General features: G+C 56.6%; 24 protein-coding genes and 2 tRNA genes. 14 read left to right on the forward strand and 12 right to left on the reverse strand.

The window, feature by feature from the left end:
* The 4 genes from nuoC to FHR87_RS10110 form a co-directional block, all read right to left on the reverse strand.
* Positions 1 to 1782 (reverse strand): NADH-quinone oxidoreductase subunit C/D, encoded by a 1782-nt coding sequence (gene nuoC / locus FHR87_RS10095; protein WP_183166606.1) that lies wholly within the window; start codon positions 1780 to 1782, stop codon positions 1 to 3.
* Between the two features lie 57 nt (positions 1783 to 1839).
* Complete coding sequence (locus tag FHR87_RS10100; RefSeq protein ID WP_183166607.1) at positions 1840 to 2511, reverse strand: NADH-quinone oxidoreductase subunit B; 672 nt, start codon at positions 2509 to 2511, stop codon at positions 1840 to 1842.
* Positions 2512 to 2521: 10 nt separating this feature from the next.
* Positions 2522 to 2935: an NADH-quinone oxidoreductase subunit A gene (locus FHR87_RS10105; RefSeq protein WP_183166608.1), complete on the reverse strand. Its 414-nt coding sequence runs from the start codon at positions 2933 to 2935 to the stop codon at positions 2522 to 2524.
* Between the two features lie 200 nt (positions 2936 to 3135).
* Positions 3136 to 5145 (reverse strand): PhoX family protein, encoded by a 2010-nt coding sequence (locus FHR87_RS10110; RefSeq protein WP_338021244.1) that lies wholly within the window; start codon positions 5143 to 5145, stop codon positions 3136 to 3138.
* Between the two features lie 148 nt (positions 5146 to 5293).
* Here FHR87_RS10110 and FHR87_RS10115 point away from each other — a divergent pair, with 148 nt between their 5' ends.
* From FHR87_RS10115 to FHR87_RS10140, 6 genes are all read left to right on the forward strand, one after another.
* A complete protein-coding gene (locus FHR87_RS10115) occupies positions 5294 to 5896 on the forward strand; it encodes a MiaE family protein (RefSeq protein WP_183166609.1) in 603 nt (200 codons plus the stop codon).
* A 485-nt stretch (positions 5897 to 6381) separates the two neighbouring features.
* Complete coding sequence (locus tag FHR87_RS10120; RefSeq protein WP_183166729.1) at positions 6382 to 6552, forward strand: hypothetical protein; 171 nt, start codon at positions 6382 to 6384, stop codon at positions 6550 to 6552.
* Between the two features lie 17 nt (positions 6553 to 6569).
* Positions 6570 to 6815: a FeoA family protein gene (locus tag FHR87_RS10125; RefSeq protein ID WP_183166610.1), complete on the forward strand. Its 246-nt coding sequence runs from the start codon at positions 6570 to 6572 to the stop codon at positions 6813 to 6815.
* Positions 6816 to 6870: 55 nt separating this feature from the next.
* Positions 6871 to 7119 (forward strand): FeoA family protein, encoded by a 249-nt coding sequence (locus FHR87_RS10130; RefSeq protein ID WP_246335964.1) that lies wholly within the window; start codon positions 6871 to 6873, stop codon positions 7117 to 7119.
* Positions 7116 to 9431, forward strand: coding sequence for a Fe(2+) transporter permease subunit FeoB (gene feoB, locus FHR87_RS10135; protein ID WP_183166611.1), 2316 nt, complete (start codon positions 7116 to 7118; stop codon positions 9429 to 9431). The genes FHR87_RS10130 and feoB overlap by 4 nt, the downstream gene beginning before the upstream one ends.
* Positions 9432 to 9623: 192 nt before the next feature.
* Complete coding sequence (locus FHR87_RS10140) at positions 9624 to 9902, forward strand: FeoC-like transcriptional regulator (RefSeq protein ID WP_183166612.1); 279 nt, start codon at positions 9624 to 9626, stop codon at positions 9900 to 9902.
* Positions 9903 to 9952: 50 nt separating this feature from the next.
* Here FHR87_RS10140 and FHR87_RS10145 read toward each other — a convergent pair whose 3' ends face one another.
* A complete protein-coding gene (locus FHR87_RS10145) occupies positions 9953 to 11785 on the reverse strand; it encodes an ABC transporter ATP-binding protein (protein WP_221189807.1) in 1833 nt (610 codons plus the stop codon).
* A 57-nt stretch (positions 11786 to 11842) separates the two neighbouring features.
* Positions 11843 to 12397: a peptidylprolyl isomerase gene (locus tag FHR87_RS10150; RefSeq protein WP_183166613.1), complete on the reverse strand. Its 555-nt coding sequence runs from the start codon at positions 12395 to 12397 to the stop codon at positions 11843 to 11845.
* Between the two features lie 191 nt (positions 12398 to 12588).
* Between FHR87_RS10150 and FHR87_RS10155 the strand changes: the two genes are divergently transcribed.
* Positions 12589 to 13917: a DEAD/DEAH box helicase gene (locus FHR87_RS10155; protein ID WP_183166614.1), complete on the forward strand. Its 1329-nt coding sequence runs from the start codon at positions 12589 to 12591 to the stop codon at positions 13915 to 13917.
* 18 nt (positions 13918 to 13935) lie between these two features.
* Here FHR87_RS10155 and egtD read toward each other — a convergent pair whose 3' ends face one another.
* Positions 13936 to 14898, reverse strand: a complete 963-nt coding sequence (gene egtD / locus FHR87_RS10160) for an L-histidine N(alpha)-methyltransferase (RefSeq protein WP_183166615.1) — start codon at positions 14896 to 14898, stop codon at positions 13936 to 13938.
* A 1-nt stretch (position 14899) separates the two neighbouring features.
* Positions 14900 to 16210: an ergothioneine biosynthesis protein EgtB gene (gene egtB / locus FHR87_RS10165; protein ID WP_183166616.1), complete on the reverse strand. Its 1311-nt coding sequence runs from the start codon at positions 16208 to 16210 to the stop codon at positions 14900 to 14902.
* Between the two features lie 139 nt (positions 16211 to 16349).
* Between egtB and FHR87_RS10170 the strand changes: the two genes are divergently transcribed.
* Positions 16350 to 17165, forward strand: a complete 816-nt coding sequence (locus FHR87_RS10170; RefSeq protein WP_183166617.1) for an OBAP family protein — start codon at positions 16350 to 16352, stop codon at positions 17163 to 17165.
* Here the strand turns inward: FHR87_RS10170 and FHR87_RS10175 are convergent.
* Positions 17159 to 17470 (reverse strand): hypothetical protein, encoded by a 312-nt coding sequence (locus tag FHR87_RS10175; RefSeq protein WP_183166618.1) that lies wholly within the window; start codon positions 17468 to 17470, stop codon positions 17159 to 17161. The two genes, FHR87_RS10170 and FHR87_RS10175, sit on opposite strands and share 7 nt — an antisense overlap.
* 196 nt (positions 17471 to 17666) lie before the next feature.
* Between FHR87_RS10175 and FHR87_RS10180 the strand changes: the two genes are divergently transcribed.
* The 5 genes from FHR87_RS10180 (at position 17667) to FHR87_RS10200 (ending at position 20342) form a co-directional block, all read left to right on the forward strand.
* Entirely contained in the window at positions 17667 to 17834 is a 168-nt protein-coding gene (locus tag FHR87_RS10180) for a hypothetical protein (RefSeq protein WP_183166619.1), read from the forward strand.
* 168 nt (positions 17835 to 18002) lie between these two features.
* Entirely contained in the window at positions 18003 to 19124 is a 1122-nt protein-coding gene (locus FHR87_RS10185) for a PQQ-dependent sugar dehydrogenase (protein WP_246335991.1), read from the forward strand.
* Positions 19125 to 19200: 76 nt separating this feature from the next.
* Positions 19201 to 19276 (forward strand) — tRNA-Thr (locus FHR87_RS10190).
* A 483-nt stretch (positions 19277 to 19759) separates the two neighbouring features.
* Positions 19760 to 19975 carry a hypothetical protein gene (locus FHR87_RS10195; protein ID WP_183166620.1) on the forward strand — a complete coding sequence of 72 codons (216 nt, stop codon included), beginning with the start codon at positions 19760 to 19762 and terminating at the stop codon, positions 19973 to 19975.
* A gap of 211 nt (positions 19976 to 20186) precedes the next feature.
* Positions 20187 to 20342 carry a hypothetical protein gene (locus FHR87_RS10200; RefSeq protein ID WP_183166621.1) on the forward strand — a complete coding sequence of 52 codons (156 nt, stop codon included), beginning with the start codon at positions 20187 to 20189 and terminating at the stop codon, positions 20340 to 20342.
* A 192-nt stretch (positions 20343 to 20534) separates the two neighbouring features.
* On the opposite strand, the gene FHR87_RS10205 is transcribed toward FHR87_RS10200, so the two are convergent.
* Positions 20535 to 20611 (reverse strand) — tRNA-Val (locus FHR87_RS10205).
* Positions 20612 to 20825: 214 nt separating this feature from the next.
* On the opposite strand from FHR87_RS10205, the gene ligA reads away from it, so the two are divergent.
* Positions 20826 to 23180, forward strand: coding sequence for an NAD-dependent DNA ligase LigA (gene ligA / locus FHR87_RS10210; RefSeq protein ID WP_183166622.1), 2355 nt, complete (start codon positions 20826 to 20828; stop codon positions 23178 to 23180).
* Between the two features lie 45 nt (positions 23181 to 23225).
* Here ligA and FHR87_RS10215 read toward each other — a convergent pair whose 3' ends face one another.
* Complete coding sequence (locus tag FHR87_RS10215; protein WP_183166623.1) at positions 23226 to 23957, reverse strand: phosphoadenylyl-sulfate reductase; 732 nt, start codon at positions 23955 to 23957, stop codon at positions 23226 to 23228.
* A 225-nt stretch (positions 23958 to 24182) separates the two neighbouring features.
* Positions 24183 to 25382 carry a succinyldiaminopimelate transaminase gene (dapC, locus tag FHR87_RS10220; protein ID WP_183166624.1) on the reverse strand — a complete coding sequence of 400 codons (1200 nt, stop codon included), beginning with the start codon at positions 25380 to 25382 and terminating at the stop codon, positions 24183 to 24185.
* Position 25383 lies beyond the last annotated feature (1 nt).

Consider the following 25383-nt stretch of genomic DNA (forward strand, 5'->3'; position numbering starts at 1 on the left):
TCAGCGGTCCACGTCGGCCATGACGAAATCGATACTACCCAGGTAGGCGATCAGATCCGGCACCATGCTGCCGCGGATCACCGAAGGGATCTGCTGCAGGTGGGCGAAGCTGGGCGTGCGGATGCGCGTGCGATAGCTCATCGTGCTGCCGTCGCTGGTCAGGTAGTAACTGTTGATGCCCTTGGTCGCCTCGATCATCTGGAAGCTTTCGTTGGCCGGCATCACCGGCCCCCAGGAAACCTGCAGGAAGTGAGTGATCAGGGTTTCGATGTGCTGGAGGGTGCGTTCCTTCGGCGGCGGCGTGGTCAGCGGGTGATCCGCCTTGTACGGGCCTTCCGGCATGCCATCCAGGCACTGGCGGATGATGCGCAGGCTCTGGCGCATCTCGCCCATCTTGACCATGCAGCGGTCGTAGGCATCGCCGTTGTACGCCAGTGGTATTTCGAATTCGAAGTTCTCGTAGCCGGAATAAGGGCGTGCCTTGCGCAGGTCGAAATCGAGCCCGGTGGCACGCAGACCGGCGCCGGTGATGCCCCACTCCAGGGCTTCCTTGGTGTTGTAGCTAGCCACGCCACGGGTACGGCCACGCAGGATGCTGTTTTGCAACGCCGCCTTTTCGTATTCGTCGAGGCGCTTGGGCATCCAGTCGATGAAGTCCCTGACCAGCTTGTCCCAGCCACGCGGCAGGTCGTGGGCGACGCCGCCGATGCGATACCAGGCCGGGTGCAGGCGGAAGCCGGTGATGGCCTCGATCACTGTATAGGCGCGTTGACGGTCAGTGAACGTGAAGAACACCGGGGTCATTGCCCCGACGTCCTGGATATAGGTGCCGAGGTAGAGCAGGTGGTTGAGGATGCGGAAGAATTCGGCCAGCATCACCCGGATGAAATCGACCCGCAATGGCACCTTGATGCCCGCGAGTTTTTCTACTGCCAGCACGTAGGGCAGGTTGTTCATGACCCCACCGAGGTAATCGATACGGTCGGTATAGGGAATGAAGCTATGCCAGCTCTGACGCTCGGCCATCTTCTCGGCACCGCGATGGTGATAGCCGATTTCCGGTACGCAGTCGACGATTTCCTCGCCATCCAGTTGCAGGATGATGCGGAAGGCACCATGGGCGGAGGGATGGTTGGGGCCGAGGTTGAGGAACATGAAGTCCTCGTGTTCTCTCTGCCGCTTCATGCCCCATTGCGCTGGGTCGAAGCGTAAGGCCTCCTGTTCCAACTCCTGTTTGGCGACCGACAGGCTGTAGGGATCGAATTCGGTCGCGCGCGCCGGGTAGTCCTTGCGCAGCGGATGGCCTTCCCAAGTCGATGGCATCAGCATTCGGGCCAGGTGTGGATGCCCTGAAAAGTGGATGCCGTACATGTCCCAGACTTCACGCTCATACCAGTTGGCGTTAGGCCAGATGCCGGTCGCGCTGGGCAGGTTCAGGTCACCCTCGTTGAGGGCGACCTTGATCATCACATCGCTATTACGTTCGATGGAAATCAGGTGGTAGAACACGCTGAAATCAGCGCCGGGCAGGTCGCGGCGCTGGGTGCGCAGACGCTCGTCGACACCGTGCAGGTCGTAGAGCATTACGTAGGGGCGAGGCAGGTCGCGCAAGTGGCGCAGTACATCGAGCAGTTGGTCGCGGGATACCCACAGAACGGGCATGCCGGTCCGGGTGGCTTGGGTAACGAAGGCTTGCGCCCCAAAGCGGGCATTCAGTTCGGAGACGACATCTTGGTCGTCGGCCGTGTACGAGGGTACGTACAGAGCTTGGTCTGCAGTCATGATTTTGATCGCTATCGGTCAACGGTGGGTGTGGCGAACCTGAAAGTAAGGATCGAGTCACACTTCGTCGGGGCTGCGCAGATTCGTGACCTGAATTCGCTGTTCGTGCCGCTGGTCGCGCTGGGACGGCATTTCGGCGCGATATACGCCTTGATCACCAACGACCCAGGACAATGGCCGGCGCTCTTCGCCAATTGAGTCCTGCAACAGCATCAAGGCTTGCAGGAATGCTTCGGGACGAGGAGGGCAGCCAGGCACATAGACATCGATCGGAAGGAACTTATCGACGCCTTGAACTACCGAATATATGTCGTACATACCGCCGGAGTTGGCGCAGGAGCCCATGGATATGACCCATTTGGGTTCGAGCATCTGTTCATAAAGACGTTGAATAACAGGCGCCATTTTAATGAACGGAGTTCCGGCAATAACCATGAAGTCTGCCTGGCGCGGTGATGCTCGAATAACTTCGGCACCAAAGCGGGCAATATCATGTGGTGCGGTAAATGCAGTTGTCATTTCCACATAACAACAGGACAAGCCAAAGTTATATGGCCATAAAGAATTCTTTCTTCCCCAATTAACCGCTTTGCTCAATACTGTTTCAAGTTTACCCATGAACACATTACGGTGAACTTGCTCCAGTGGATCGGCAACAGTTTCCTGTTCGCCGATCGGATATTGCCGGTTTACGGCATTCGGGTCGATCCGAGTAAGTTTGTATTGCATAGCCCAAGCCTCATTGTTCGAGCTTCGCCTGCCTTTTTCGACGGCCTTCCGGTGCCCAGTCAAGAGCGCCGACTCGCCACAGATAGACAAGACCTGCCAACAGAATTGCAATGAAAACAGTAGCTTCGACCAAGCCTGCCCAGCCGCTTTCACGTACGGACACAGCCCAGGCGAACAGATAAAGGGCTTCGACATCGAAGATCACGAAGAGCATCGCGACCAGATAGAATTTAGCGGATAACCGCAGGCGCGCGGTTCCAGTGGGTACGATACCTGACTCGAACGGTTCATTCTTGCTATGTCCCCAAGCCTTGCTACCAAGCAGACTTGAAACACCAAGCATGAATGCACAGAGACCGAATACTCCAAGCAGGAATATGGCCAAGCCCCAGTTATGGGTCAGGGAATTGCTGATATCCGACATGCCGGGCTCCTTATAAGGAACGGCTTAATTATTGGTTAAGGTGCAGCATTTCGTCACGGTGGTTCATTTTAAGCCGGTAATTTCCATTAAGTAAATTTCTTTGTGGGAAATTATGTTTTGCAAAAAATAAAGCCGGTATTTCCATACCGGCTTACTTTGTTCAGATTAGTAAAATATTGATTGAGGACAGTATTTATAGTTCATTTCGCGCGTGTCGATTTGTTTTGCATCAATGGCTGGCCATCTTTGCGGGTGATGATAACTGTTGCCGAACGCGGTCTTTTCCCATTGCCATCTGGCCAGTTACTGATGAACGAGTCCGGTGTAGAGCCTTCGCCCGGATGCTGGATGTTGACAAATAACGTGCGCAAATCCGGTGTGGCGGCAATGCCGGTGATTTCGCAACCGACCGGCCCGACCAAAAAGCGCTTGATCTCGCCGGTCGTTGGGTCGGAAACCAGCATCTGATTGTTGCCGAACGGTCCCTGACTGAGTTGGCTGCCACTCATGTCCGTCTGGATCCACATGCGGGCATCCTTGTCGAACCACAGTCCATCAGGGCTGGCAAGGATGTTGTCGGCCGTAAGGCTGTTGCCCCTGGGGTCAAGACCTACGCCTTGCGGACCGCCAAGCAGATAGATATCCCATCTGAAGCGAGTACCGGCGTAATCCCGGCTGGATTCGCGCCAGCGGATGATATGCCCGTAAGAATTGGGCTTGCGTGGGTTGGCGGCGTCCGTTTCCTGGCGCTCGCTGTTGTTGGTCAGGGTGAAATACACATCCCCATTGTCTGGGTTGACTGCTCCCCATTCCGGCCGATCCATTTTCGTCGCGCCGACAATATCGGCAGCCAGACGGGTGTTGATCAGCACTTCGCCTTGATCTGCGAAGCTGGCACCTGCTGCGACACAGGCAGCCTGGAAGCTTTGGTCCTGGATATCGAGAGGCAGCCAGACACCCGTGCCATCGGCATTGAAACGCGCCACATAGAGCGTACCCTCATCGAGCAATTGGCTATTCTGGCTGTTGCCGCGGCGTGGGCGATAAGCGTCACGGCTGACATACTTGTAGATGTATTCGTTGCGTGTATCGTCACCTGCGTAGCACACCAGGGGGCGGCCCGGTTTTACGGGGGCGAAGATCACGCCTTCATGGGCAAAGCGACCCAATGCCGTATGTTTGACTGGGGTGGAGTTCGGATCGAACGGGTCGATCTCGACGATCCAGCCGAAGGTGTTGGGTTCGTTGCGATAGTCGCTCTGCGCATTTTCGCCGCTGCGGGTGGCATCGAAGCGCTGGAATTCGTCGCCGGCAACCGTTTCCCAGCCATAGCGCCCGGTTTTTTCAATGCCATAGCGGGACAGTTCGCGCGGCAGTTCGCTGTCACGCGAGGCAAAGTAGCCGGCCCAGTTTTCTTCGCAGGTCAGGTAGGTTCCCCAGGGCGTGAAACCATTGGAGCAGTTGTTCAAGGTTCCGCGAGTGGAAGTGCCGGTGGGGCTGTAGCGGGTTTGCAGCAGCGCATGGCCTTTGGCCGGGCCTTCGATCTTCATCGGTGTCGAACCGGTGATGCGGCGGTTGCGTGCCGATGGCTGCACCGCCCATTGCCCGCGATTATCGCGGCGTATTTCGACCACGGAAACACCGTGGGCATTGATTTCCTTGCGTACTTCGTCGGCGCTGGTGCGCTTGCCATCGGTTTCGCTCGGTCCACGGGGGTGCAACACGCCCGGGTCGATATATTCGTGGTTGAGCACCAGCAACCCGTGATCGCTACGAATACCTGCGCCAATGGGGGTATCGATGGGGAAGAAGTGCATGCCGTCATGGTTCATGCCGGTTTGTTCGGCCTGATCCTGGGCTGTATTGCTGGCATCTTCCAGGTAAGCGGGATAACCGCCAGTAATCGGCGTGCCCCATGGAATGAAGGCTTGACAGTCGTAGCCTTCTGGCACGATCACCTGATCGGCGCGACTGGTGGCGATTGCCGTGAAGGGCAGCCGCGACGAAGGCTTCTTCGATCTTGCCGATTGAGCTTCGGCAGTTCCCGGAAAAACTGTTCCGAGAAAGGCCAGGGCACCCAGGGCAGCGCTGCCGGATAGCAGCTGGCGACGTCCCATGGCCAGCACATCGTTGATATGAGGATTGTTCGAATGATTGCTTGGTGGCTCGTCTCCGCTTCCAAGCTGGATCGAGTTTTTTCCTTCTTTCACGGTTGTGGCTCCACACTTTTATTGGGAGCCCTAACGCTATGGGAGGATTTGGACACGAATATGACAGAGAGGCTTTTTGATACAAGGCTTGGAGTAAGCCTTTATACTCGCGCCTCCTTTTCGATTCGCGATATTGAATCCACCGACCATGTCCCTGCTTCCTGAAATAGAAAGCTTCCTGCTTTGCCCGACGCCTCAGGCTTGGCTCGACCAGGCGTTGGAGCACCCCGAGATCCTGCTGATCGATCATGCCAACTGTGAGAAAAAAGCGGCCGGTACGGCGCTGACCCTGCTGTTTCGGCATGTCGACAAGGAAACCTTGCAATACAAATTGTCACGCCTGGCGCGTGAAGAGCTTCGTCATTTCGAGCAAGTGGCGGAATTGATGAAAAAGCGCGGCGTCATCTACCGCCAGATCAGCGCATCGCTTTATGCCCAGCGCTTGCATGTGCATATCCGCAAGAACGAGCCGGGGCGGTTGGTTGATACTTTGATCGTCGGTGCCTATATCGAAGCTCGTTCCTGTGAGCGCTTCTTCCGGCTGGCGCCTTATCTGGATCAAGAGCTGAACAGCTTCTACGTTTCGCTGCTCGAATCGGAATCGCGCCACTATCAGGACTATCTGAACATGGCTCGGCAGTATGCCGACGACCCCATTGATGAGCGCGTGTCCTTCTTTGCCGAAATCGAGCGCCAGGCGATTCTCACGCCGGATAAGGAATTTCGCTTCCATAGCGGTGCAGCGGCGTAAGTACCACTCCATTGCTGCATTCCATTGAGTCAATATGGGGCCTTTGGTCGCCTTATCGATATTGCTGCAGGGCGGTAACAGGGTGTTTCTGATGCAAAATAATCGTGCGATATCAGGCAACCGAAGTTCGACAACCGTCAGTTCGTTTTCCTTTCGGTCAGGTTTTGTCGATGGAAAGCTTGCAAATATTATTTGATTAAGAGCATGTCAGTGATATTTTGTAATAAGAATTATTATTATGTGTGCAGGCTCATTAAGGTGAATATGGTTTTGCCTTCGGTTTTTTTCTGGTGCAAGTGGGCGTGACCCTTGCTTGCTGATACGCATATGATTGGGCCGTCTTTCGAGCGTTGCGCCTTTTTCTTGCCGATATCCGTGCTGTCTACCAGATACTTGGGCGTATCCGTCTGAAGCTGGAGGTATCTGTTGTGGAATTGCCATCCGCTGTAGAGCTAGGTCGACCGAGGCGGGAATTTCAACCCCTTGTGGATGGAATGGCCGCCATCCTGTCTGCGGCCATCTTCGCCTTTCTGAGTCCTATTACAGCCTCGATGCTGCATAACGGCAGTACTATCGCTATCCTGCTGCGCGCGCTGGCCGGCGCCGGCCTGCCAGACAAGCCCCGCGCGCGGCGAAAACACGCCGCCCTGCATTGATCCGACAGGTATCCGAGATGAGTTCATCCCCACTTTCTTCCGCTTTTCCGTTAACCATGGCCAGTGAGGACAGCACCGTGCGGGTCGTGGCGATCCAGGGTGGCGCCACGCTGGCGCGCCGGGTGGCCGATTTGGGCCTCAACGTGGGTAGCGAACTACGGGTCCGCCAGCGCCAGGGCGAGGGTCTGGTGGTGTCGCGCGGCGAAACGCGTTTCGCGCTGGGCGTCGGCATGGCGCACAAGATCCTGGTGTGCGAAGCCTGAAGCTTTACATCGAGAATCGACCGCTCCGATCAGTAGGAGGGCGGCGAGATTTTTCATGGATTTGGAGGTATTGATGTTACTCAAGGAATTGGGCGTCGGTGATCGCGCCAAGGTGCTTGGCTTCGCCGAAGGCAGTCATTCCTATCGCCGCAAGCTGCTGTCGATGGGGCTCACCCCAGGGGCTGAGATTCGCATCACCCGGGTAGCGCCGATGGGGGATCCGGTCGAGATTCGCGTGCGCGGCTTCGCGCTTTCGCTGCGCAAGCACGAGGCCGATGCCTTGTCGGTGGAAAAGCTGCCATGACGATGAACCATCGCGTTGCCCTGGTCGGCAACCCCAATTGCGGCAAGACGACACTGTTCAATGCCCTGACCGGTTCGCGCCAGCAGGTCGGCAACTGGCCGGGGGTCACGGTCGAGAAGAAGAGTGGTGAATACGTCTTCGAAGGCAAGCGCTTCGAGGTGGTGGATCTGCCGGGAACCTATTCGCTGGATGTGCTGGACGCCGAAGTCTCCCTCGACGAAAAGGTCGCCCGTGACTACATCCAGAGCAAGGAAGCCGAACTGGTCATCAATGTCGTCGATGCCGCCAACCTGGAGCGCAACCTCTACCTGACCAGCCAGCTCGTCGAGATGCAGGCGCCCCTGCTGGTGGTGCTGAACATGGTCGATGTGGCCGAGACGAAGGGCATGAAGCTGGACCCGGAGGCGCTGTCCCGCAGCCTGGGCTGTCCGGTGGTGCCGATGGTGGCTTCGGAGGGCCAGGGCGTCGGCGAACTCAAGGCGGCCATCGAGCGGGCGGTCGCCGCGCCCGGCGCCTCGACGGCCCTGCTCGAATACGATGCCGCCGTGGAGCAGGCGATCGCCGCGCTGCTTCCGCAACTGGAGCGGCATGGCGCGGGTAGCTCATCGTCGCGCTGGCTGGCGGTGCGCCTGCTGGAAGGCGACGATCTGGCCCGCCGGCTCGCCGGTGCCGAGTTGCAGGCACAGGCTGCCGCGCTCGGCCAGGAATTGGGGGAGGATCTCGATATCCTGGTGGCGGACGCCCGCTACGGCCTGGCCCACCGCATCGCCAGCCAGGTGGTGACGGTCAGCGGCCGCGTCAATCGCGACCTCACCGACCGCATCGATCACGTGGTGCTGAACCGCTTCTTCGGCATTCCGATCTTTCTCTTGATGATGTATCTGATGTTCATGTTCACCATCAACATCGGCGGGGCCTTCATCGATTTCTTCGACCAGCTCGGCCAGGTGCTGGTGGTGGACGGTTTCTCCAGCCTGCTGGTCGGCCTGGGGGCTCCGGCCTGGCTCGAACTGCTGCTGGCCCAGGGCATCGGCAGCGGCATTCAGACCGTCGCGACCTTTATCCCCGTGATCGGCTTTTTGTTCCTGTTCCTGTCGGTGCTGGAGGATTCCGGCTACATGGCCCGGGCCGCGTTCGTGATGGATCGCTTCATGCACTGGGTCGGCCTGCCGGGCAAGTCCTTCGTGCCACTGATCGTCGGCTTCGGCTGCACGGTGCCGGCGATCATGGCGACCCGCACCCTGGAGCATCGCCGTGACCGGCTGATGACCATCGCCATGGCGCCCTTCATGTCCTGTGGCGCCCGTCTGCCGGTATACGTGCTGTTCGCCGCCGCCTTCTTCGCCGAATATGCGCAGAACCTGGTGTTCGGCCTCTACCTGATCGGCGTCGCGGTGGCGGTGCTGACCGGATTGATGCTGAAGAATACCCTGCTGCGGGGCGAAGCCTCGCCGTTCATCATGGAGCTGCCGCCCTACCACTTGCCCACCGTCAAGGGCGTGCTGATCCATACCTGGGACCGGCTCAAGCGCTTCATCTTCCGCGCCGGGCGGGTCATCGTTCCCATGGTGCTGGTGCTGAATGTGCTCAATGCGCTGGGAACCGACGGCAGTTACCACAACGAGGGCAGCGACAAGTCGGTTCTGGCCGCCATCGGTCGCAGTATGGCACCGGTCTTTTCACCCTTCGGGCTGAACGAGGAAAACTGGCCGGCGACGGTCGGCATCTTCACCGGTATCCTGGCCAAGGAGGCGGTGGTGGGGACGTTGAATACCACCTATGCATCCCTGGCTGTCGATGAGGCCGGAGCGGCCGGCGACGAGGAAGAGCCTTCGCTGGCCGAAGGAATCGCCGCCGCCTTCGCCACCATTCCCGCCAACCTCGCCGATGCCTTCGGCCACTGGGCCAACCCGCTCGGCGTGGAGGTCGGCGACCTCAGCGACCAGCAGGCGGTAGCTGAGGAGCAGGAGGTGTCCGCCGGTATCTTCGGTGCCATGGCGAGCCGTTTCGACGGTACCGTCGGGGCCTTCGCCTACCTGCTGTTCATCCTGCTGTACATGCCCTGTACCGCGGCGACCGCTGCCGTTTATCAGGAATCCGGGGTACGCTGGACGTTATTCGTGGGCTTGTGGTCCACCGGGTTGGCCTATGGAATGGCCACGCTGTTCTATCAGGTTGCAACCTGGGCGAGGCATCCGTTGTCCTCGTTGACATGGGTGGTCGTGATATTGGCCAGCCTCGCGCTCCTGGTGTACATCCTGCGGCGCGCTGGTCAGCGTGCGGTCACCGATGATCTGGCGGCGGTTTCGTGACGAGAGCGACTGACTAAGAGCCTGTTCACGATCTCGCGAGCTAGAGCTAAACGGCGGCGAAAACGGCTGAGGAAGCGGACCGGGCTCGCGTGCGAGTTTACGGGTGGTAAATGAGCATTTCGAAGCCGGTTTCAACGCCGTTTGGTCGACGCGCAGCAGATCGTGAATAGGTTCTAAGAGAGGACGGAGAATATGATTCTTGCCCAGCTCAACGAGTATCTCCACCAGCATGGCCGAGCCAGCCTGAGCGATATGGCCATGGCCATGGACAGCACCCCTGAGGCTGTCGAAGCCATTCTTGGCAGGCTGGAGCGCAAGGGACGAGTACGGCGCCTGCCCGAGGGCTCCACCTGTGGCTCAGGCTGTTGCAAGTGCGACCCGACCCAGACGACGCTGTACGAGTGGGTCAGGGAGGACGCTGGCCAGCACTCGGGAGATGAGAAGAAGGTGTTTTTCCGCACTCCCTCCTGAATGCCCCAATGCCAATGCCGCTTTCGGTACGGGCAGCTCCTCCCGCTTAGTCAGTCGAGGCCGACGAAGCCTCCGGTCTGGTGTTGCCAGAGTCGGGCATAGAGACCGCCGCTGGCCACCAGTTCGGCGTGGGTTCCACTCTCGACGATGCGTCCTTGGTCGAGTACCACCAGCCGGTCCAGGCGGGCGATGGTGGAGAGACGGTGGGCGATGGCGATCACTGTCTTGCCCTGCATCAGGGTTTCCAGGCTTTCCTGGATGGCCGCTTCCACTTCCGAGTCCAGCGCCGAGGTGGCCTCATCGAGGATCAGGATCGGGGCGTTCTTCAGCAGCACGCGGGCGATCGCGATGCGCTGGCGCTGGCCGCCGGATAGCTTGATGCCGCGTTCGCCGACCTGGGCATCGAGCCCAGTATGGCCTTGGGCGTCGCGCAGCGTCGGCACGAAGCCGTCGGCGCGGGCCTGGCGCAGCGCTTCGAGCAGCTCCGCCTCGCTGGCCTCGGGGCGGCCGTAGAGTAGGTTCTCGCGGATCGAGCGGTGCAGCAGCGAGGTGTCCTGGGTGACCACACCGATCTGCGCGCGCAGGCTTTCCTGGGTGACGCTGGCGATGTCCTGGCCGTCGATCAGGATGCGTCCGCCAGAGAGATCGTAGAGGCGCAGCAACAGGCTCATCAGGGTCGATTTGCCGGCGCCTGACGGCCCGACCAGGCCGACCTTCTCGCCCGGTCGGACGATCAGATCGAGCCCGTCGATGACCGGCCGCTCCGGGCCGTACTGGAAGTGCACCTGTTCGAGGCGCACTTCGCCCCGTTTCACATCGAGTGTGCGGGCACCGGGTCGGTCAGTAACGGCCAGCGGCTGGACGATGGTCTGCATGCCGTCCTGCACGGTGCCGACATTCTCGAAGATGCCGTTGACCACCCACATGATCCATTGCGACATGTTGTTGATGCGGATCACCAGGCCGCTGGCCAAGGCGATGTCGCCGACGCTGATGCGACCGTTACTCCACAGCCACAGGGCCAGGCCGACGGTGCCGGCGATCAGTGCACTGCTCAGGCAGGTCAGGGCGATGTTCATGCCACTGATGAGGCGTGCCTGGCCACGGACGTTTTCGACCATCTCGCCCATCGCCGCGCGAGCGTAGCCCTCCTCGTCGCGCGAGTGGGCGAATAGCTTGAGGGTGAGGATATTGGTGTAGCCGTCGACCACCCGCCCCATGACCTTGGAGCGGCTCGCCGAGGCGTCGGCCGAACGCTGCCGGACGCGCGGGACGAAATGGATCAGCGTGGCGATGTAGCCGATGATCCACAGGGCCAGCGGAATGACCAGGCGAATGTCTGCCTGGGCGAACAGCAGCAGGGCACTGCCGGCATAGATGAACACGTGCCAGAGCGCGTCGACCGCCTGCACGGCGGAGTCGCGCAGTGAGTTGCCGGTCTGCATCATGCGCTGGGCGACGCGCCCGGAAAAGTCGCTCTGGAAAAAGTTCAGGCTCTGGCGCAGCAGATAGCGGTGATTCTGCCAACGGATCAGGTTGGTCAGGCTCGGTGTCAGCGACTGGTGCACCAGCAGGTCGTGCAGGCCGAATGCCAGCGGTCGCAGCAGCAGCGTCACCACCGCCATCCAGATCAGCTCATTGGCGTGCCGGCGAAAGAAGTCCGCGCCGGGCGCTGCCTGGACCATGTCGATCAGGCGGCCGAGGAAATCGAACAGCGCCACCTCGATCAGTGCGGCGAAGAAGCCCACCGTCACCAGGGCCAGCAGCACCGGCCAGGCCTGGTACAGGTAATAGCAGTAGAAACGCAGGACGCCTCGCGGGGGCAAGGGCGTGGGGGCTTCCTGGAAAGGGTCGATGAGATTTTCGAAGCGGCGAAAGATCATAGGATATCCAGGAAAGACCGACAGGAGCAGCTTGGTGGAGTGGGCGTAGTTGTCATTTCAGAGGCGTTGCGCGGAGATTAAGACCACTGGTTCGTGCGGGACGTTGCGTAGAGCGCCTCGGTGTTCGGTGGGAACCTGAGCGATCTGATCGACTACGCTCATGCCACGGATGACTTTTCCGAACACGGCATAGCCGAAATCGCGCTTGCTATGATCAAGGAAAGTATTGTCACGATGATTGATGAAAAACTGGCTGGTTGCTGAATCCACTGCTTGAGTGCGTGCCATGGCCAAGGTTCCGCGCACGTTGTGCAAGCCATTGTCAGCCTCGTTTTTGATCGGCGATAGTGGTTTTTTTATCGTGAGGTTTTGGTCGAAGCCGCCACCCTGGACGATATAGCCGGGAATCACCCGGTGGAACAGCGTCTTGTCGTAAAAGCCACTTTTTACGTAGGTAAGGAAATTTTCGACACTGATCGGTGCTTTTTTCGCATCCAGCTCGATTTCGATCTCACCCAGGCTGGTATGCAACAGCACCCGTGGGTTTTCTGCTGCCAATAGTTGGCTGGAGAGCAGCAGGGAACAGATTGCGAGTCCAAGTTTTTTCAGCATGTTAAGTACCACCCTGGCAAGGCAATTCGATTCAAGCGATTGATTATGACGTCGAAGTTCAGCTGTTTAATGCCGCGAATCCATCAACATGGGGTGAAAAATCGAAATCTGTCGATAAGATCACTGCTGCATTTATTCCGAACACCTCCTAACCTATGCGGCTTTTGATGTTTCAACTGAGGTATCAGCCCTTGTTCGCTCAATTCGACTTGCATGAACGCCTGCTCAAGGCACTGGCGGAATTCAATTTCACCGAGCCGACGCCGGTGCAGGCCGCCGCGATTCCTCTGGCACTGCAAGGACATGATCTGCGCGCCACTGCTCGGACCGGCAGTGGCAAGACAGCGGCTTTTGTGCTGCCGGTTCTACATCGGCTGTTGAAGGAGGAGCGAAGCAATAGTGATGTGCGTGCGCTGATCCTGCTGCCGACTCGCGAGTTGGCGCAACAAACCTTAAAAGAGGTCGAGCGCTTTGCCAGATATACCTTCCTCAAGGCTGGCCTGATTACCGGCGGCGAAGACTTCAAGGTGCAGGCAGCCATGCTGCGCAAGATCCCGGACGTATTGATCGGCACGCCAGGACGGCTGATCGAGCATCTCGAAGCCGGCAATCTGGTGTTCGACGATGTGCAGGTGCTGGTACTCGACGAAGCGGATCGCATGCTCGACATGGGTTTCGCTGAAAACGTGCTGCGTCTGGCAGATATCTGTACCAAGCGCCAGCAGACATTACTGTTTTCTGCCACCACCGGTGGTGTCGGGCTGCGCGAGATGACCGGCAAGCTGCTGCGTGAGCCCAAGCACCTGATGCTCAATGCGGTCAGCGAGCTGAACGAGAACGTTCGCCAGCAAGTCATTACGGCCGACGATCCGGGGCACAAGGAGCGACTGGTGCACTGGTTACTGGTCAACGAAAGCTACCAGAAGGCGATCATCTTCACCAACACTCGTGCCCAGGCCGACCGGCTCTATGGGCGTCTAGTGGCCAGCGAGATCAAGGCTTTTGTCCTACATGGTGAAAAGGACCAGAAGGAGCGCAAGCTGGCCATCGACCGCTTGAAGCAAGGTGGGGTAAAGGTGCTGGTGGCTACCGATGTGGCGGCACGCGGGCTGGATATCGACGGACTGGATCTGGTCATCAACTTCGACATGCCACGCTCGGGCGACGAGTACGTGCATCGCATCGGCCGTACCGGGCGGGCGGGCGAGGGCGGTCTGGCGATCTCGCTGATCTGCCACAACGATTGGAACCTGATGTCCAGTGTGGAGCGCTATCTCAAGCAGCGTTTCGAGAAGCGCCTGATTCCCGGTCTGAAAGGGCACTATCAGGGACCGAAGAACCTCAAGGCTTCGGGCAAGGCAGCAGGTACCAAGAAGAAAAAAGTGGAAAAGAAGAAGGTTGGTGAAAAAATCGCCAGACCCGCTAGAAATACACCAAAATCCAGGCCGGAAAAGCCATCGCTGGTGAGCGCGGACGGGCTTGCACCGCTCAAGCGCCGCAAGCCGGTTATCGAGCAATAGGGTTCGAAGAGGCCCGGGTCAGCTACGCACCAGATAATGCACGCTGAACAACTCCTTTAAATCGGTCCAGCAAGCCATGGGCTCGAAGCCAGCCGATTTAGCCAGGGCCGTGAAGGATTCCAGGGAATATTTATAGGAATTTTCGGTATGCAGGCTTTCGTCATTTTCGAAGCGAAACTGCCGGCCTTCGATGTTCACATCTTGCGTCGTCTTGCTGATTAAATGCATTTCGATACGCGACTCGATCTCGTTGAAAAAGGCGCGATGCCTGAAGCGGGATCGGTCGATATCGCTATCCAGCTCGTTGCGGATGCGCTCCAGCAAATTGAGATTGAACGCTGCGGTGATTCCGGCTGCATCATTGTAGGCTGCTTCGAGAATTTTCCTGTCTTTGACCAGATCGATGCCGATCAGCAAGCCGCCGCCCTTGGGCAATAGCTGTTGCAACTCGCTCAGAAAACGTCGCGCCTGGGGTGGAGTGAAGTTACCGAGGCTGGAGCCGGGAAAGAAGGCCAGCGCATGCTCGCTTGCGAAACCCTCCGGCAAGATGGCGCACTGGGAAAAGTCGCTACAGAATGCATGGACATCCAGCCAGGGATAGTCCGCTGCCAGGCGCCGGGTGCTGGAAAGCAGGAAATCTTCGGAGATATCGATACCCAGGTAGCGCGCTGGGCGTAGTGCTTCGAGTAGCAGCCTGACTTTGTGGCTGGCACCGCTGCCGAATTCGAGCAGGTCCGCACCAGGGCCGGTAAGTTCACCGATTTCCCGTACTGCCCGGACCAGGATCTGTTCCTCGGTACGGGTAAGGTAGTATTCGGGCTGTCGACAGATAGCTTCGAACAGCTCGGAGCCGCGCCGATCATAGAAGAATTTGGGGGGTAACCATTTCGGCGATACAGAAAAACCGGCCAGCACTGCGTCGCGTAGAGCATCCTGTTGCTTGAGCGGATATTGCCCATGAACCTGCACAGCCAAAGCCATCCTAAATCTCCTTTGCCAACCGCAAGCCGGCGAATTGCCAGCGCAGCTCAAGCTGGAAGAAATTGCGATATGTGGCGCGGATATGGGTCTGTGGCGTCGCGCAACACCCACCACGCAACACCATCCGATTGGACATGAACTTACCGTTGTATTCGCCGAGGCTGCCTGCGTGGGGACGGAAGCCCGGGTAGGGCCGATAAGCACTGGCGGTCCATTCCCAGACATCGCCGAACAACCGGGCCGGTACATGGGTTCGCGTGCTTTCGTCGGGATCGTGAGCGGCAATGGGTTGCAGATAGCCGCTGTCCAGAAAATTGCCTTGTACCGGCTGGTCGGCAGCAGCAATTTCCCATTCTGCCTCGGTGGGCAAGCGAGCACCGGCCCAGCGGGCATAAGCATCGGCTTCATAGAAACTGATATGGCAGACTGGCGCAGCCAGATCTAGCGGGCGCAGGCCGCCCAGGGTCATTTCATGCCAGAAACCATCCTGACGCTGCCAATAGAGTGGTGCGTGCCAGCCGCTCTGCTGAATCTGGCTCCAGCCATCGGCCAGCCAGAGCTCCGCACGGGCATAGCCGCCATCAGCCATGAAAGATAGGTATTCACCATTGTTGACCGGTCGGCTGGCCAGTTTGAAGTCTTCGACAAACTGCCGATGCCGTGGTGTTTCGCAATCGAAGGCGAAGCCTCCGCCAGTATGGCCGATGTACTTCAGCCCGCCTTCGTGGAATTGCCAGCGCAACCGGCTGGGAGGAGCCACGGGAGCTGGCTTGAGATCGCTACGGTAGATCGGGTGCAGTGGGTTCTGCGCCAGGATGTGCTTGATATCCATCAGGAGTAGCTCCTGATGCTGCTGCTCGTGCTGGATGCCCAGTTCGGTGCGGCGCAGGATTTCCGCTGCCTGTTGTTCCGGTGGGTTGCTCAGCAGCTCTCCCATCGCCTGGTCGACATAGTTGCGATAGTGGTAGACCTCTACCACACCGGGACGCGAAACCAGACCGCGGGCCGCTCGAGGAAAGGGTGTGCCGTGGGTTTCGTAATAGGAATTGAACAGATGGTCGTAGGCCTTATTCAGTGGCTTGTAGTGCGTCAGAAAGGGAACTAGCAAAAAGGCTTCATAGAACCAGCTGGTGTGCCCCAGATGCCATTTGGGAGGACTGACCTCGGGCATGCTCTGGATTACATGATCTTCGATTTCTAACGGAGAGCAGATCGTTTCGCTGGTGGTCCGGCTGTGCAGGTAGCGGTGCAACAGATTGCCCTGTTCGGTTATCACTGATCGCTGGCTCGGCTCATGTACCAGATTGCCCATTGTCCCCCCTGGAGTGGTAGTGAAATCGGTGGATTCTCTATTTACCGACTCACTGGAAAGTACGAAGTTTCTGCCGTTCGACCCGAACTCGAATCTGCTGTACCACTCTGTAAGATGAACGAAGGAAGTGGAGAGTCTGATGAAAAAAATCGTCGTACCGCTGGCAATCATGGCGCTGGTTGGCTGCAATCAGGACAACACCGCTTCTTACGTCAAAGCTCCGGGTGCCGAGAAAAGCACCAAGAGCGAAGTGTTGGAAGCCGGGGCAAAGCTGTTGCAGGGCAAGTCGCCACTGAATGCGGTCAGTGCCTATCTGGACGGTTTCCATTTCTATAACGGGGATATTAACGGCCAGATGGAAGCCCACCATTACGTCACCTGGCTCAACGAGGATCTGCTACAGGCAGTGATCTTTGATGGCAACGGCGAAGATGCCAAATTGATGGGGGTGGAATACATCATCAGCGCACGGCTATTTCATGAATTGCCGGAGGATGAGAAAAAGCTCTGGCACAGCCATGATTATGAGGTGAAGTCCGGTGCACTGGTCGCGCCGGGACTCCCCGATATAGCGGAAAAGGAACTGATGGAAAAGGTTGCCACTACTTACGGCAAGACTTGGCACACCTGGCATACCGATCGTGACAAGACGCTGCCCTACGGCATTCCAGCCTTGATGATGGGCTTTACAGCTGACGGTCAGCTCGATCCGGAGCTGGTAAAGCTGCGTGATCAGCGTTTGGGTATCGATACCCAGGCCGTCCAGCGTAATCGACAGGCGATCGCCCAACCGAAAATCGATCCGTTGGCCAATGCCTGGGAACAGGGAGAAATCATTCAACTGCAGCGCGTTAACGGACCAGGCGAACACGCTCATGGCTCGCTTGCTCCCGGCCAGGCTGAAGTAATCGAAAGCCAGCGCGCCGAAGATCAGCTCAGACGAAGCGGTCAGTAGTTTGGCGGCATTTCCGGAATCCCTGTATCGTCGAGGATGAACGGCATTTTCCAGGGATTGAGGTGGCGACCCTTGTCTTCCAGATGGTGGCGCGTCTGTTCGATCGCATCGAAAAACCGTACTGGATTGCTGTATTCGTCCCGCGAAAGATGTGCTTTCTGGAGCACCTTTTCGCCATCAATACTCATGATGGCGAGCTTGAATCCTTCTTCTCCGGCATTGGTACAGGTCACACAGCTATAGGGTAGGAAGGCTTCGCTGGCCAGCTTCATGGCGCTATCCAGACTCATGGTTGACGGATTCATTTCAATGACCTCCAATCAAGTGGATGCTGAAAGGTAGACCATGCATTTTCATGGCGCGTTTTCACCTGTTTCAGCTTGTCTGGCTAGTTTCGACGAGTGGAACTTCCAATGAAAACTGCATCAAGCTATAAGCAAATCAATTTTGCTGTGGTTAGCTTCTCAGTAGTCCTTGCGTAACTCGGTGAAGGAGACGGACATGAAAATCGAAGTCAAGAAACTGAAAAGCAAAGAAATTCCACAAGCTTGGCGAGCAGCCTGGCTCGTCTGCTGGGTCGTCGAACTGGATGGTTGTACGGTTGCCGGGCCTTTTGCCAGCCAAGCACTGGCCCAGGCTGTAGCGGATGGCCGAAGGCCCGGCCGCTAGCTAGTCGTCCTGGCTTGGCGATCAATTTTCCCATCGTAGCCGAAACCCACTCAAGGACAGGGCTTATAGCTCTGTCCGACGCTGCTCGTGCCTGCCTGCTGGCCTACGAAAGTGTCTTCTTCCGCAGAACCCTCTAACGATGTGGAGGATATGATGCTGCGCTACGCCATGCTTATCGTGATATTCGGTTTTGCTCTATTCAATGTTCAGGCAGCCCAAATCGAGCATTACGACAGCGAACTGGGGTCCGTTCAGGTCAGATTGATTGCTTCTGGACTGGAGCACCCCTGGGCTTTGGCCTTCCTGCCAAATGGCCAGCAAATGCTAGTGACTGAGCGGCCTGGGCGCCTGCGTATCGTCGACTTGAACGGCAAGATTTCCGCGCCCATAGACGGAGTGCCCGAAGTATTTGCCGATGGACAGGGCGGTCTGCTGGATGTACGGCTTTCTCCCGGTTTCGCCAAGGATCGTCTGATTTACCTTTCCTATGGTGAAGCAGGTGAAAATGGTAAGGCTGGCACGACTGTAGGACGCGGGCGCCTGTCCGAAAACATGTTGAAACTAGAAGGCTTCCAAGTGATTTTCCGGCAGGAACCAAAACTGTCGGTAGGTGAACACTTCGGCTCCCGGCTGGTATTCGATACCGACGGTCATCTGTTCATTGCGCTTGGCGAGAACAACCAGCGCTCTACTGCTCAGGATCTGGACAAGCTACAAGGCAAGATAGTCCGCATTTATCCCGATGGCAGCATTCCCAAAGACAACCCCTTTGTCGGCCAGGCAGGCATCCACCCGGAAATCTGGTCCTATGGTCACCGCAACCAGCAGGGTGCTGCCTTCAATCCCTGGACTGGTGTGCTCTGGACCCATGAGCACGGCCCGCGAGGTGGCGATGAGATCAATCTGCCAGCCGCTGGCAAGAACTATGGTTGGCCGTTGGCGACCCATGGCATCAACTATAGCCTTCTGCCGATCCCGGAAGCCAAGGGTAAAACCCTCAAGGATACTGAACCACCGCATTTTGTCTGGGAAAAATCACCCGCTATCAGCGGTATGGCTTTTTACGATAGCGAACGCTTTCCACCCTGGCAGCACAATCTGTTCATCGGAGCCTTGAAAGACCAAGCGTTGATTCGCTTGCAGTTGGACGGTAATCGAATTGCCCATGAAGAGCGGTTACTGAAGGATTTGGAAGAGCGCATCCGCGAAGTCCGTCTGGCCCCCGACGGTTATCTCTATGTACTAACCGATCAATCCGATGGACATCTCTGGCAGATCGGGCTTGAGTAAGGCTTGGTGTGTAATCGAATCCGATATAGGAGAGGCTTGAGTCTGTACCGCTAAATTCGGATAATGCGCCGCCACTGCCGGCATAGCTCAGTTGGTAGAGCAGCGCATTCGTAATGCGAAGGTCGGGGGTTCGACTCCTCTTGCCGGCACCAGAATGTTGTTTCTAGACGTCTCTCATTGTCTACGAAACCACCTGAAAAGCTCGCCCTGTGCGGGCTTTGTTGTCTCTGGTTGTTTCCCTGTTTTAAGGGCTGTTGACGTTTCACATCGGTAGCCATAGGAGCGCAACTGGTTGGCGAGATTTCTTCTAGCCGGAACCTTCGTCAGTTTTCCGTCCGAGATTATCCGTACTACGACGAACATGCTGCGAATGCTGCAGCCGATCTGCAAAGCGACAACCTTTTATCAAAAACCAAGGCGGTGATACAGGCTCGGTTGAATCGTGGAGCAGAGCAGGCGGCGGAAGTGGCGAGATGGTTTAGGTTAGCGCAGGAACGTTGATGTCTGCTGGTGGAAGAAAGGGCGCCGAAACCCTATTCAAAGATTCAAGACCCCAGCCAAGTGCTGGTGTTTTTGTTGAACACTCATTGATGTTGTCCCTCCAAAGACAGGTAAAGCCCGGCAGGAGGTGCTTCATGATCAAGGCTCAGCAAATGCCATATGACGTTCAGCCAAATCCTTTTGATGACCCAGAGATAGGTTTAGGAAGTGATGTTGGCTATGAAACTCCGCATGACGATTCGGATGTAGCGGCGGAAGATCAGGACGATTACCGTTCGCCCAGTAAAAAAGTAGCTTCTTACAAATTCTGGAAGAAAGAGGCGAACGCAGGAGAAAGCCCTTTAGGCTGATCAGCCAAAGATTGGAATTCGACGAACCCAATAAAGCCCCCGGCCACGTGCCGGGTTTTTATTTATGTCGCGCAACAGACAACAGCAGCACTACCCACACAGCGAAACAACAGCCGGATCCAGCACCAATCTATCCTGACCCGCCAAGCGGTCTGAACGCTGACCCATAGTGCTCCTCCAACTGGTTAAGCAGCTTGATAGGAGGTGCTTCATGATTAAGGCTCAGAAAATACCAGATGACGATCAGATAGATCCGATAGATGATCCAAACGAAGGTCCCGGTAGCGAAGGTGACTATGAAGATCCTATCGATGATTCAGGCCCCGATGTAGTGCCAGAAGATCCGGATATTCAGAGAAATAAATAAGTAGAGCCTGGCATGTCGCTGGATTTTTTGTTTTCAAGCCCCGCCAAGTGCGGGGCTTTCTATGGGGGGATTGATTGTCCAGGACGGGCGGGATGGGGGTGTTTTGAACAAATACTGAAAGTATTTTGCTAAAACAAAAAAAGGCGAACCTTTCGGATCGCCTTTTAAGTCCCGCCTGATGCGGGTTTGAGTTGGTAGGCACAATTGGACTCGAACCAACGACCCCCACCATGTCAAGGTGGTGCTCTAACCAGCTGAGCTATGTGCCTGTAACGGGTGCGCATTCTATAGGGGATTCAGCTGGAGTCAAGCCTTTTCCAATATCCAAGGGCGCAGTAGGTGTCAGTTCATCTATCGAATGGCTTGCCTGATCATGGCATGAGCTCCGTCGTGCTTAAATCTTCCGGTTTGATCAAGCTTAGCTCAAGCAAAGCAGCTAAAATTCCGCATCTTTTGTTCCGTTATTGAAGCCCTTAGCTATCTATGTCTTCCGCCCAAATAGCTGCTGAACGCATTGCCCAGTTACGCAGTGAAATCGATACGCATAACTATCGTTACTACGTATTGGATGAACCGAGTGTGCCGGATTCGGAGTACGACCGATTGTTCATCAAGCTGAAAGAGCTTGAAAACGAGCATCCGGAATTGATTACACCAGAATCCCCTACGCAGCGGGTTGGTGGCGAGGCCTTGGCGGCTTTTGGGCAGGTTCGTCATGATGTTCCGATGCTCAGTCTTGGCAATGCGTTCGAAGATAAAGACTTGCTGGATTTTGATCGACGTGTACGCAAGGGCTTGGGGTTTTCCGTTAGTACGAATGTAGAGGTGGAATACAGTTGCGAGCCTAAGCTGGATGGGCTGGCAGTCAGCCTGCTTTATGAAAATGGTCAGTTGGTGCGTGGAGCTACGCGGGGCGATGGAACGATAGGTGAAGATATCAGTGCCAACGTTCGGACTGTGCGGAACATTCCATTGCGGCTTCATGGTAATGGTTGGCCTGCGCTTCTTGAGGTGCGTGGTGAAATCTATATGCCCAAATCCGGTTTCGAGGCATTGAACGCCAGGCAACTGGAAACTGGCAGCAAGACTTTTGCCAATCCGCGCAATGCAGCTGCCGGCAGCCTGCGTCAGCTCGATCCGAAAATTACCGCAGCTCGCCCGTTGGAGCTGTGTGTGTATGGGGTAGGCCGTAGTGATGGAGTACTGCCTGATACCCATGGCGGTATTCTTCAGGCATTGAAAAGTTGGGGATTGCCTATCAGTCGTGAGCTTGTTCTGGCCAAGGGAATCGAAGCATGCCGGAATTATTTTCAGAAAATCGGTGCCCGGCGCGATGAGCTTCCTTATGAGATCGATGGTGTGGTTTTCAAAGTCAATTCGGTCGTGCAGCAGCGTGAGTTAGGCTTTCGGGCTCGTGAGCCGCATTGGGCTATTGCTCATAAGTTTCCGGCGCGCGAAGAAGTGACCGAATTGATCGGTGTCGAATTCCAGGTCGGGCGAACCGGAGCCATTACTCCTGTCGCGCGATTGAAGCCAGTCCAGGTAGCCGGCGTGGTTGTCTCCAATGCTTCCTTGCATAATATGGATGAAGTGGCCCGCCTGGGTGTCATGATTGGCGATACCGTGATCGTGCGGCGTGCTGGTGACGTAATTCCGCAGATTCTGGGGGTCATTACCGAGCGTCGACCGGTGGATGCTTGTGCTGTAGCCGTTCCGTTGCACTGTCCGGTCTGTGGTTCCGTTGTTGAGCGTACTCGGTTGGTCAAGCGCGGCAAGGGCAAGGAAACTTTCAGCCAAGGCGCAATCTATCGTTGTGTCGGCCGGCTGACCTGTCAGGCGCAGCTCAAACAGGCGATCATTCATTTCGTTTCGCGTCGGGCCATGGATATCGATGGACTTGGCGAGAAAAGTGTCGAGCAGTTGGTCGACAAAGGACTGCTACATTCTCCTGCCGATCTTTATATCCTGACTTATGAGCAAATCGTCCTGCTGGAGGGGTTTGCCGATTTATCCAGTCGCAATCTTCTTGAGGCAATCGAGAACAGCAAATCATCCAGCCTCGCGCGCTTTATCTATGCCTTGGGTATTCCTGATGTGGGCGAAGAAACCGCCAAGCTGCTGGTACGAGCGCTGGGTTCGTTGCAGCGTGTCGGCATGGCGTTGCCCGAGGTACTTACTTGGCTACCCGAAATTGGTCTGGAGGTTGCGCACGAGATCCATCATTTTTTCGAAGACGAGCACAACCAAAAAGTAATCGAAAACCTGCTCGAACGAGGCGTGGTGTTTGGGGAAGCGGGCGATTTGCATCCTGAATTTGCCGGGTATGCTTCATTGGCAGAGCTGCTGGACAAGCTGGATATTCCTTTTGTTGCCGCCACCGGGGCAAAGAACCTTGCCGAGCGCTTTGGTAGCCTCGAGGCGATCATCCAGGCTGATTGGTTGGATTTGAGTGCGATGAAGGGGTTGAGTGAAAAAGCCAGACAGTCGGTTCGGGCTTTTTTTGGGGATGCAGCCAATGTCGTGCGAGCTCGTGCCATTGAGGAGCAGTTGCGTGCTTTTGGCATGCATTGGGAGAGTGAGAAAGGACAAGCTGTCGGTTTGCCGCTGGCAGGGCAGGCCTGGGTTCTCACCGGCACGTTGGAAAGCATGAGCCGAGAGATAGCCAAGGAGGCACTGGAAGCCTTGGGCGCCAAGGTCGCAGGATCGGTATCGGCAAAAACTACCTGCGTGGTCGCAGGTCCTGGCGCCGGCTCCAAGCTGGTCAAGGCTAGCGAATTGGGATTGCAGATTCTGGACGAGGCAGCTTTTCTAGCTCGCCTGCACGAACTGGCTGGCTGAGTGGGGCAGTGATGCCTCGTTGTCAGCCAAACCGGGTTATCGATTCTATTTGTCCGCCAGATTTCCCGCATGCAGGCCACATTCTTTGTGCGTAGCTTCTTCCCACCACCAGCGACCTTCCCGTTCATGCTGGTTAGGTAATACCGGGCGAGTGCAAGGTTCGCAACCGATACTGATGAAACCGTGCTCATGCAGCGCGTTGTAGGGGATTTCCAGCATACGGATATAACCCCAGACTTCCTCGCTGGTCATCTTTGCCAGGGGGTTGAACTTGATCAGGGGTGTTTCTGTAGTGGAAAAAGCAGTGTCGACTTCAATCACCGGTACCTGGCTGCGCGTGCCAGGGCTCTGATCGCGACGCTGGCCGGTGGCCCAGGCCGATACGCTCGACAGTTTGCGGCGTAGCGGCTCGATCTTGCGAATTCCGCAGCATTCGCCATGGCCATCCTTGTAAAAGCTGAACAGTCCCTTTTCCTTGATCAGAGGCTCTAGTTGCCGTGGGTCGGGGCTGAGCACGTCGATAGCTATTGCGTAATGGTCACGAACCTGTTCGATGAAGCGGTAGGTTTCGCTGTGCAAGCGGCCGGTATCAAGGCTGAAGACTTTCACATTTTTGTTCAGTTTCCAGGCCATATCCAGCAGAACCACGTCCTCGGCACCACTGAAAGAAATCCATAGGTCATCGCCAAAGTGCTCGAAAGCCAGTTTGAGGATGTCTTGAGGCGAGCGATCAGCATAGGTGTTGGATAGCTCGATAATATCGGAGGAAGAAATCATCGTTTTTTCTCTAATAGTTGGACAAGGCTAACGGTTTGGTAGCAGTTCTAAGAGTCTGTTCACGATCTGCTGCGCGTCGACCAAACGGCGTTGAAATCGGCCTGGATCGCCAGCCCGGTCCGCTTCCTCAGACTTTTTGCTTTGTTTGGTTATAGCTTGTGAGACGTTGAACAGGCCCTGACAAAACGAGCGAAATGGTTTTTCACGTAGTGCGCAAGATCGAAGTCATTGCAGATCTTGAACGAAAGATCGGATGCGTCTGGCCGCCTCGACACATTCGGTCAACGGTGCGACCAGGGCCATGCGTACACGGTTGCTGCCAGGATTCACTCCGTTCACTTCTCTGGAGAGATAAGAACCTGGCACTACGGTGACGTACTCACGAACGAACAGTTCCCGCGTGAATGTACAGTCGTCGATCGGAGTCTTTGGCCACAGGTAAAAGCCGCCATCCGGCCGGTGGATATCCAGCACTGGCGAAAGGATATCGAGTACGGCCGTGAATTTTTCCCGATACAGATCGCGGTTGGCCTGTACATGAGTTTCTTCGTTCCAGGCTGCAATGCTGGCTAGCTGGGTAGGAAGCGACATAGCACAACCGTGATAGGTACGGTAGAGCAGAAAGCTCTTGAGAATCTCTGCATCGCCAGCGACGAAGCCAGAGCGAAGCCCGGGAAGGTTGGAACGCTTGGAAAGGCTATGGAAGATGACGCAGCGCTTGAAATCCTGGCGGTCGAGTTCGATACAGGCTGTCAGTAATCCTGCTGGCGGATTTTCTTCATCAAAATACAGCTCGCTATAGCACTCATCGGCAGCAATCACGAAATCATGTTCGTCGGCCAGCATGATGAGTTTCTTCAGCGTTTCCAGTGGCAGCAAGGCACCGGTGGGATTACTGGGGGAGCATAAGAAGAGAATTTGGCAGCGCTGCCAGGTTTCGCTAGAAACCGCGTCGAAATCCGGATTGAAGCCGTTTTCTTCCAGGCAAGGCAGGTAGTGCGGTTTGGCACCGGCTAGTAGAGCTGCGCCCTCATAGATTTGGTAGAAGGGATTCGGGCTGACGACCAAGGCTTCGGGATTACGGTTGACTACTGATTGAGTGAAGGCAAACAGTGCTTCACGAGTTCCGTTGACAGGTAGCACTTGGCTGGCTGGATCAAGGCTACCTTGACCCAAGCGGAAACGCCGCTCGCACCAGCCGGCAACGGCTTCGCGCAAGGCCAAGGTGCCTTGGGTAGTGGGGTAGACGGCAAGCTGGTGCAGATTTTCAGCCAGGGTTTGTAGCACGAAATCCGGGGAATTGTGCTTGGGTTCACCAATCGACAGGGCAATCGCCCGTTTGTCACTGGTTGGTTGCGAGCCTGCCAATAACGCACGAAGTTTTTCGAACGGGTAGGGTTGCAGGGTATTCAAGGCGTCATTCATG

The sequence above is a fragment of the Azomonas macrocytogenes genome, from assembly GCF_014191985.1.
GTDB classification, from domain to species: Bacteria; Pseudomonadota; Gammaproteobacteria; order Pseudomonadales; family Pseudomonadaceae; genus Azomonas; species Azomonas macrocytogenes.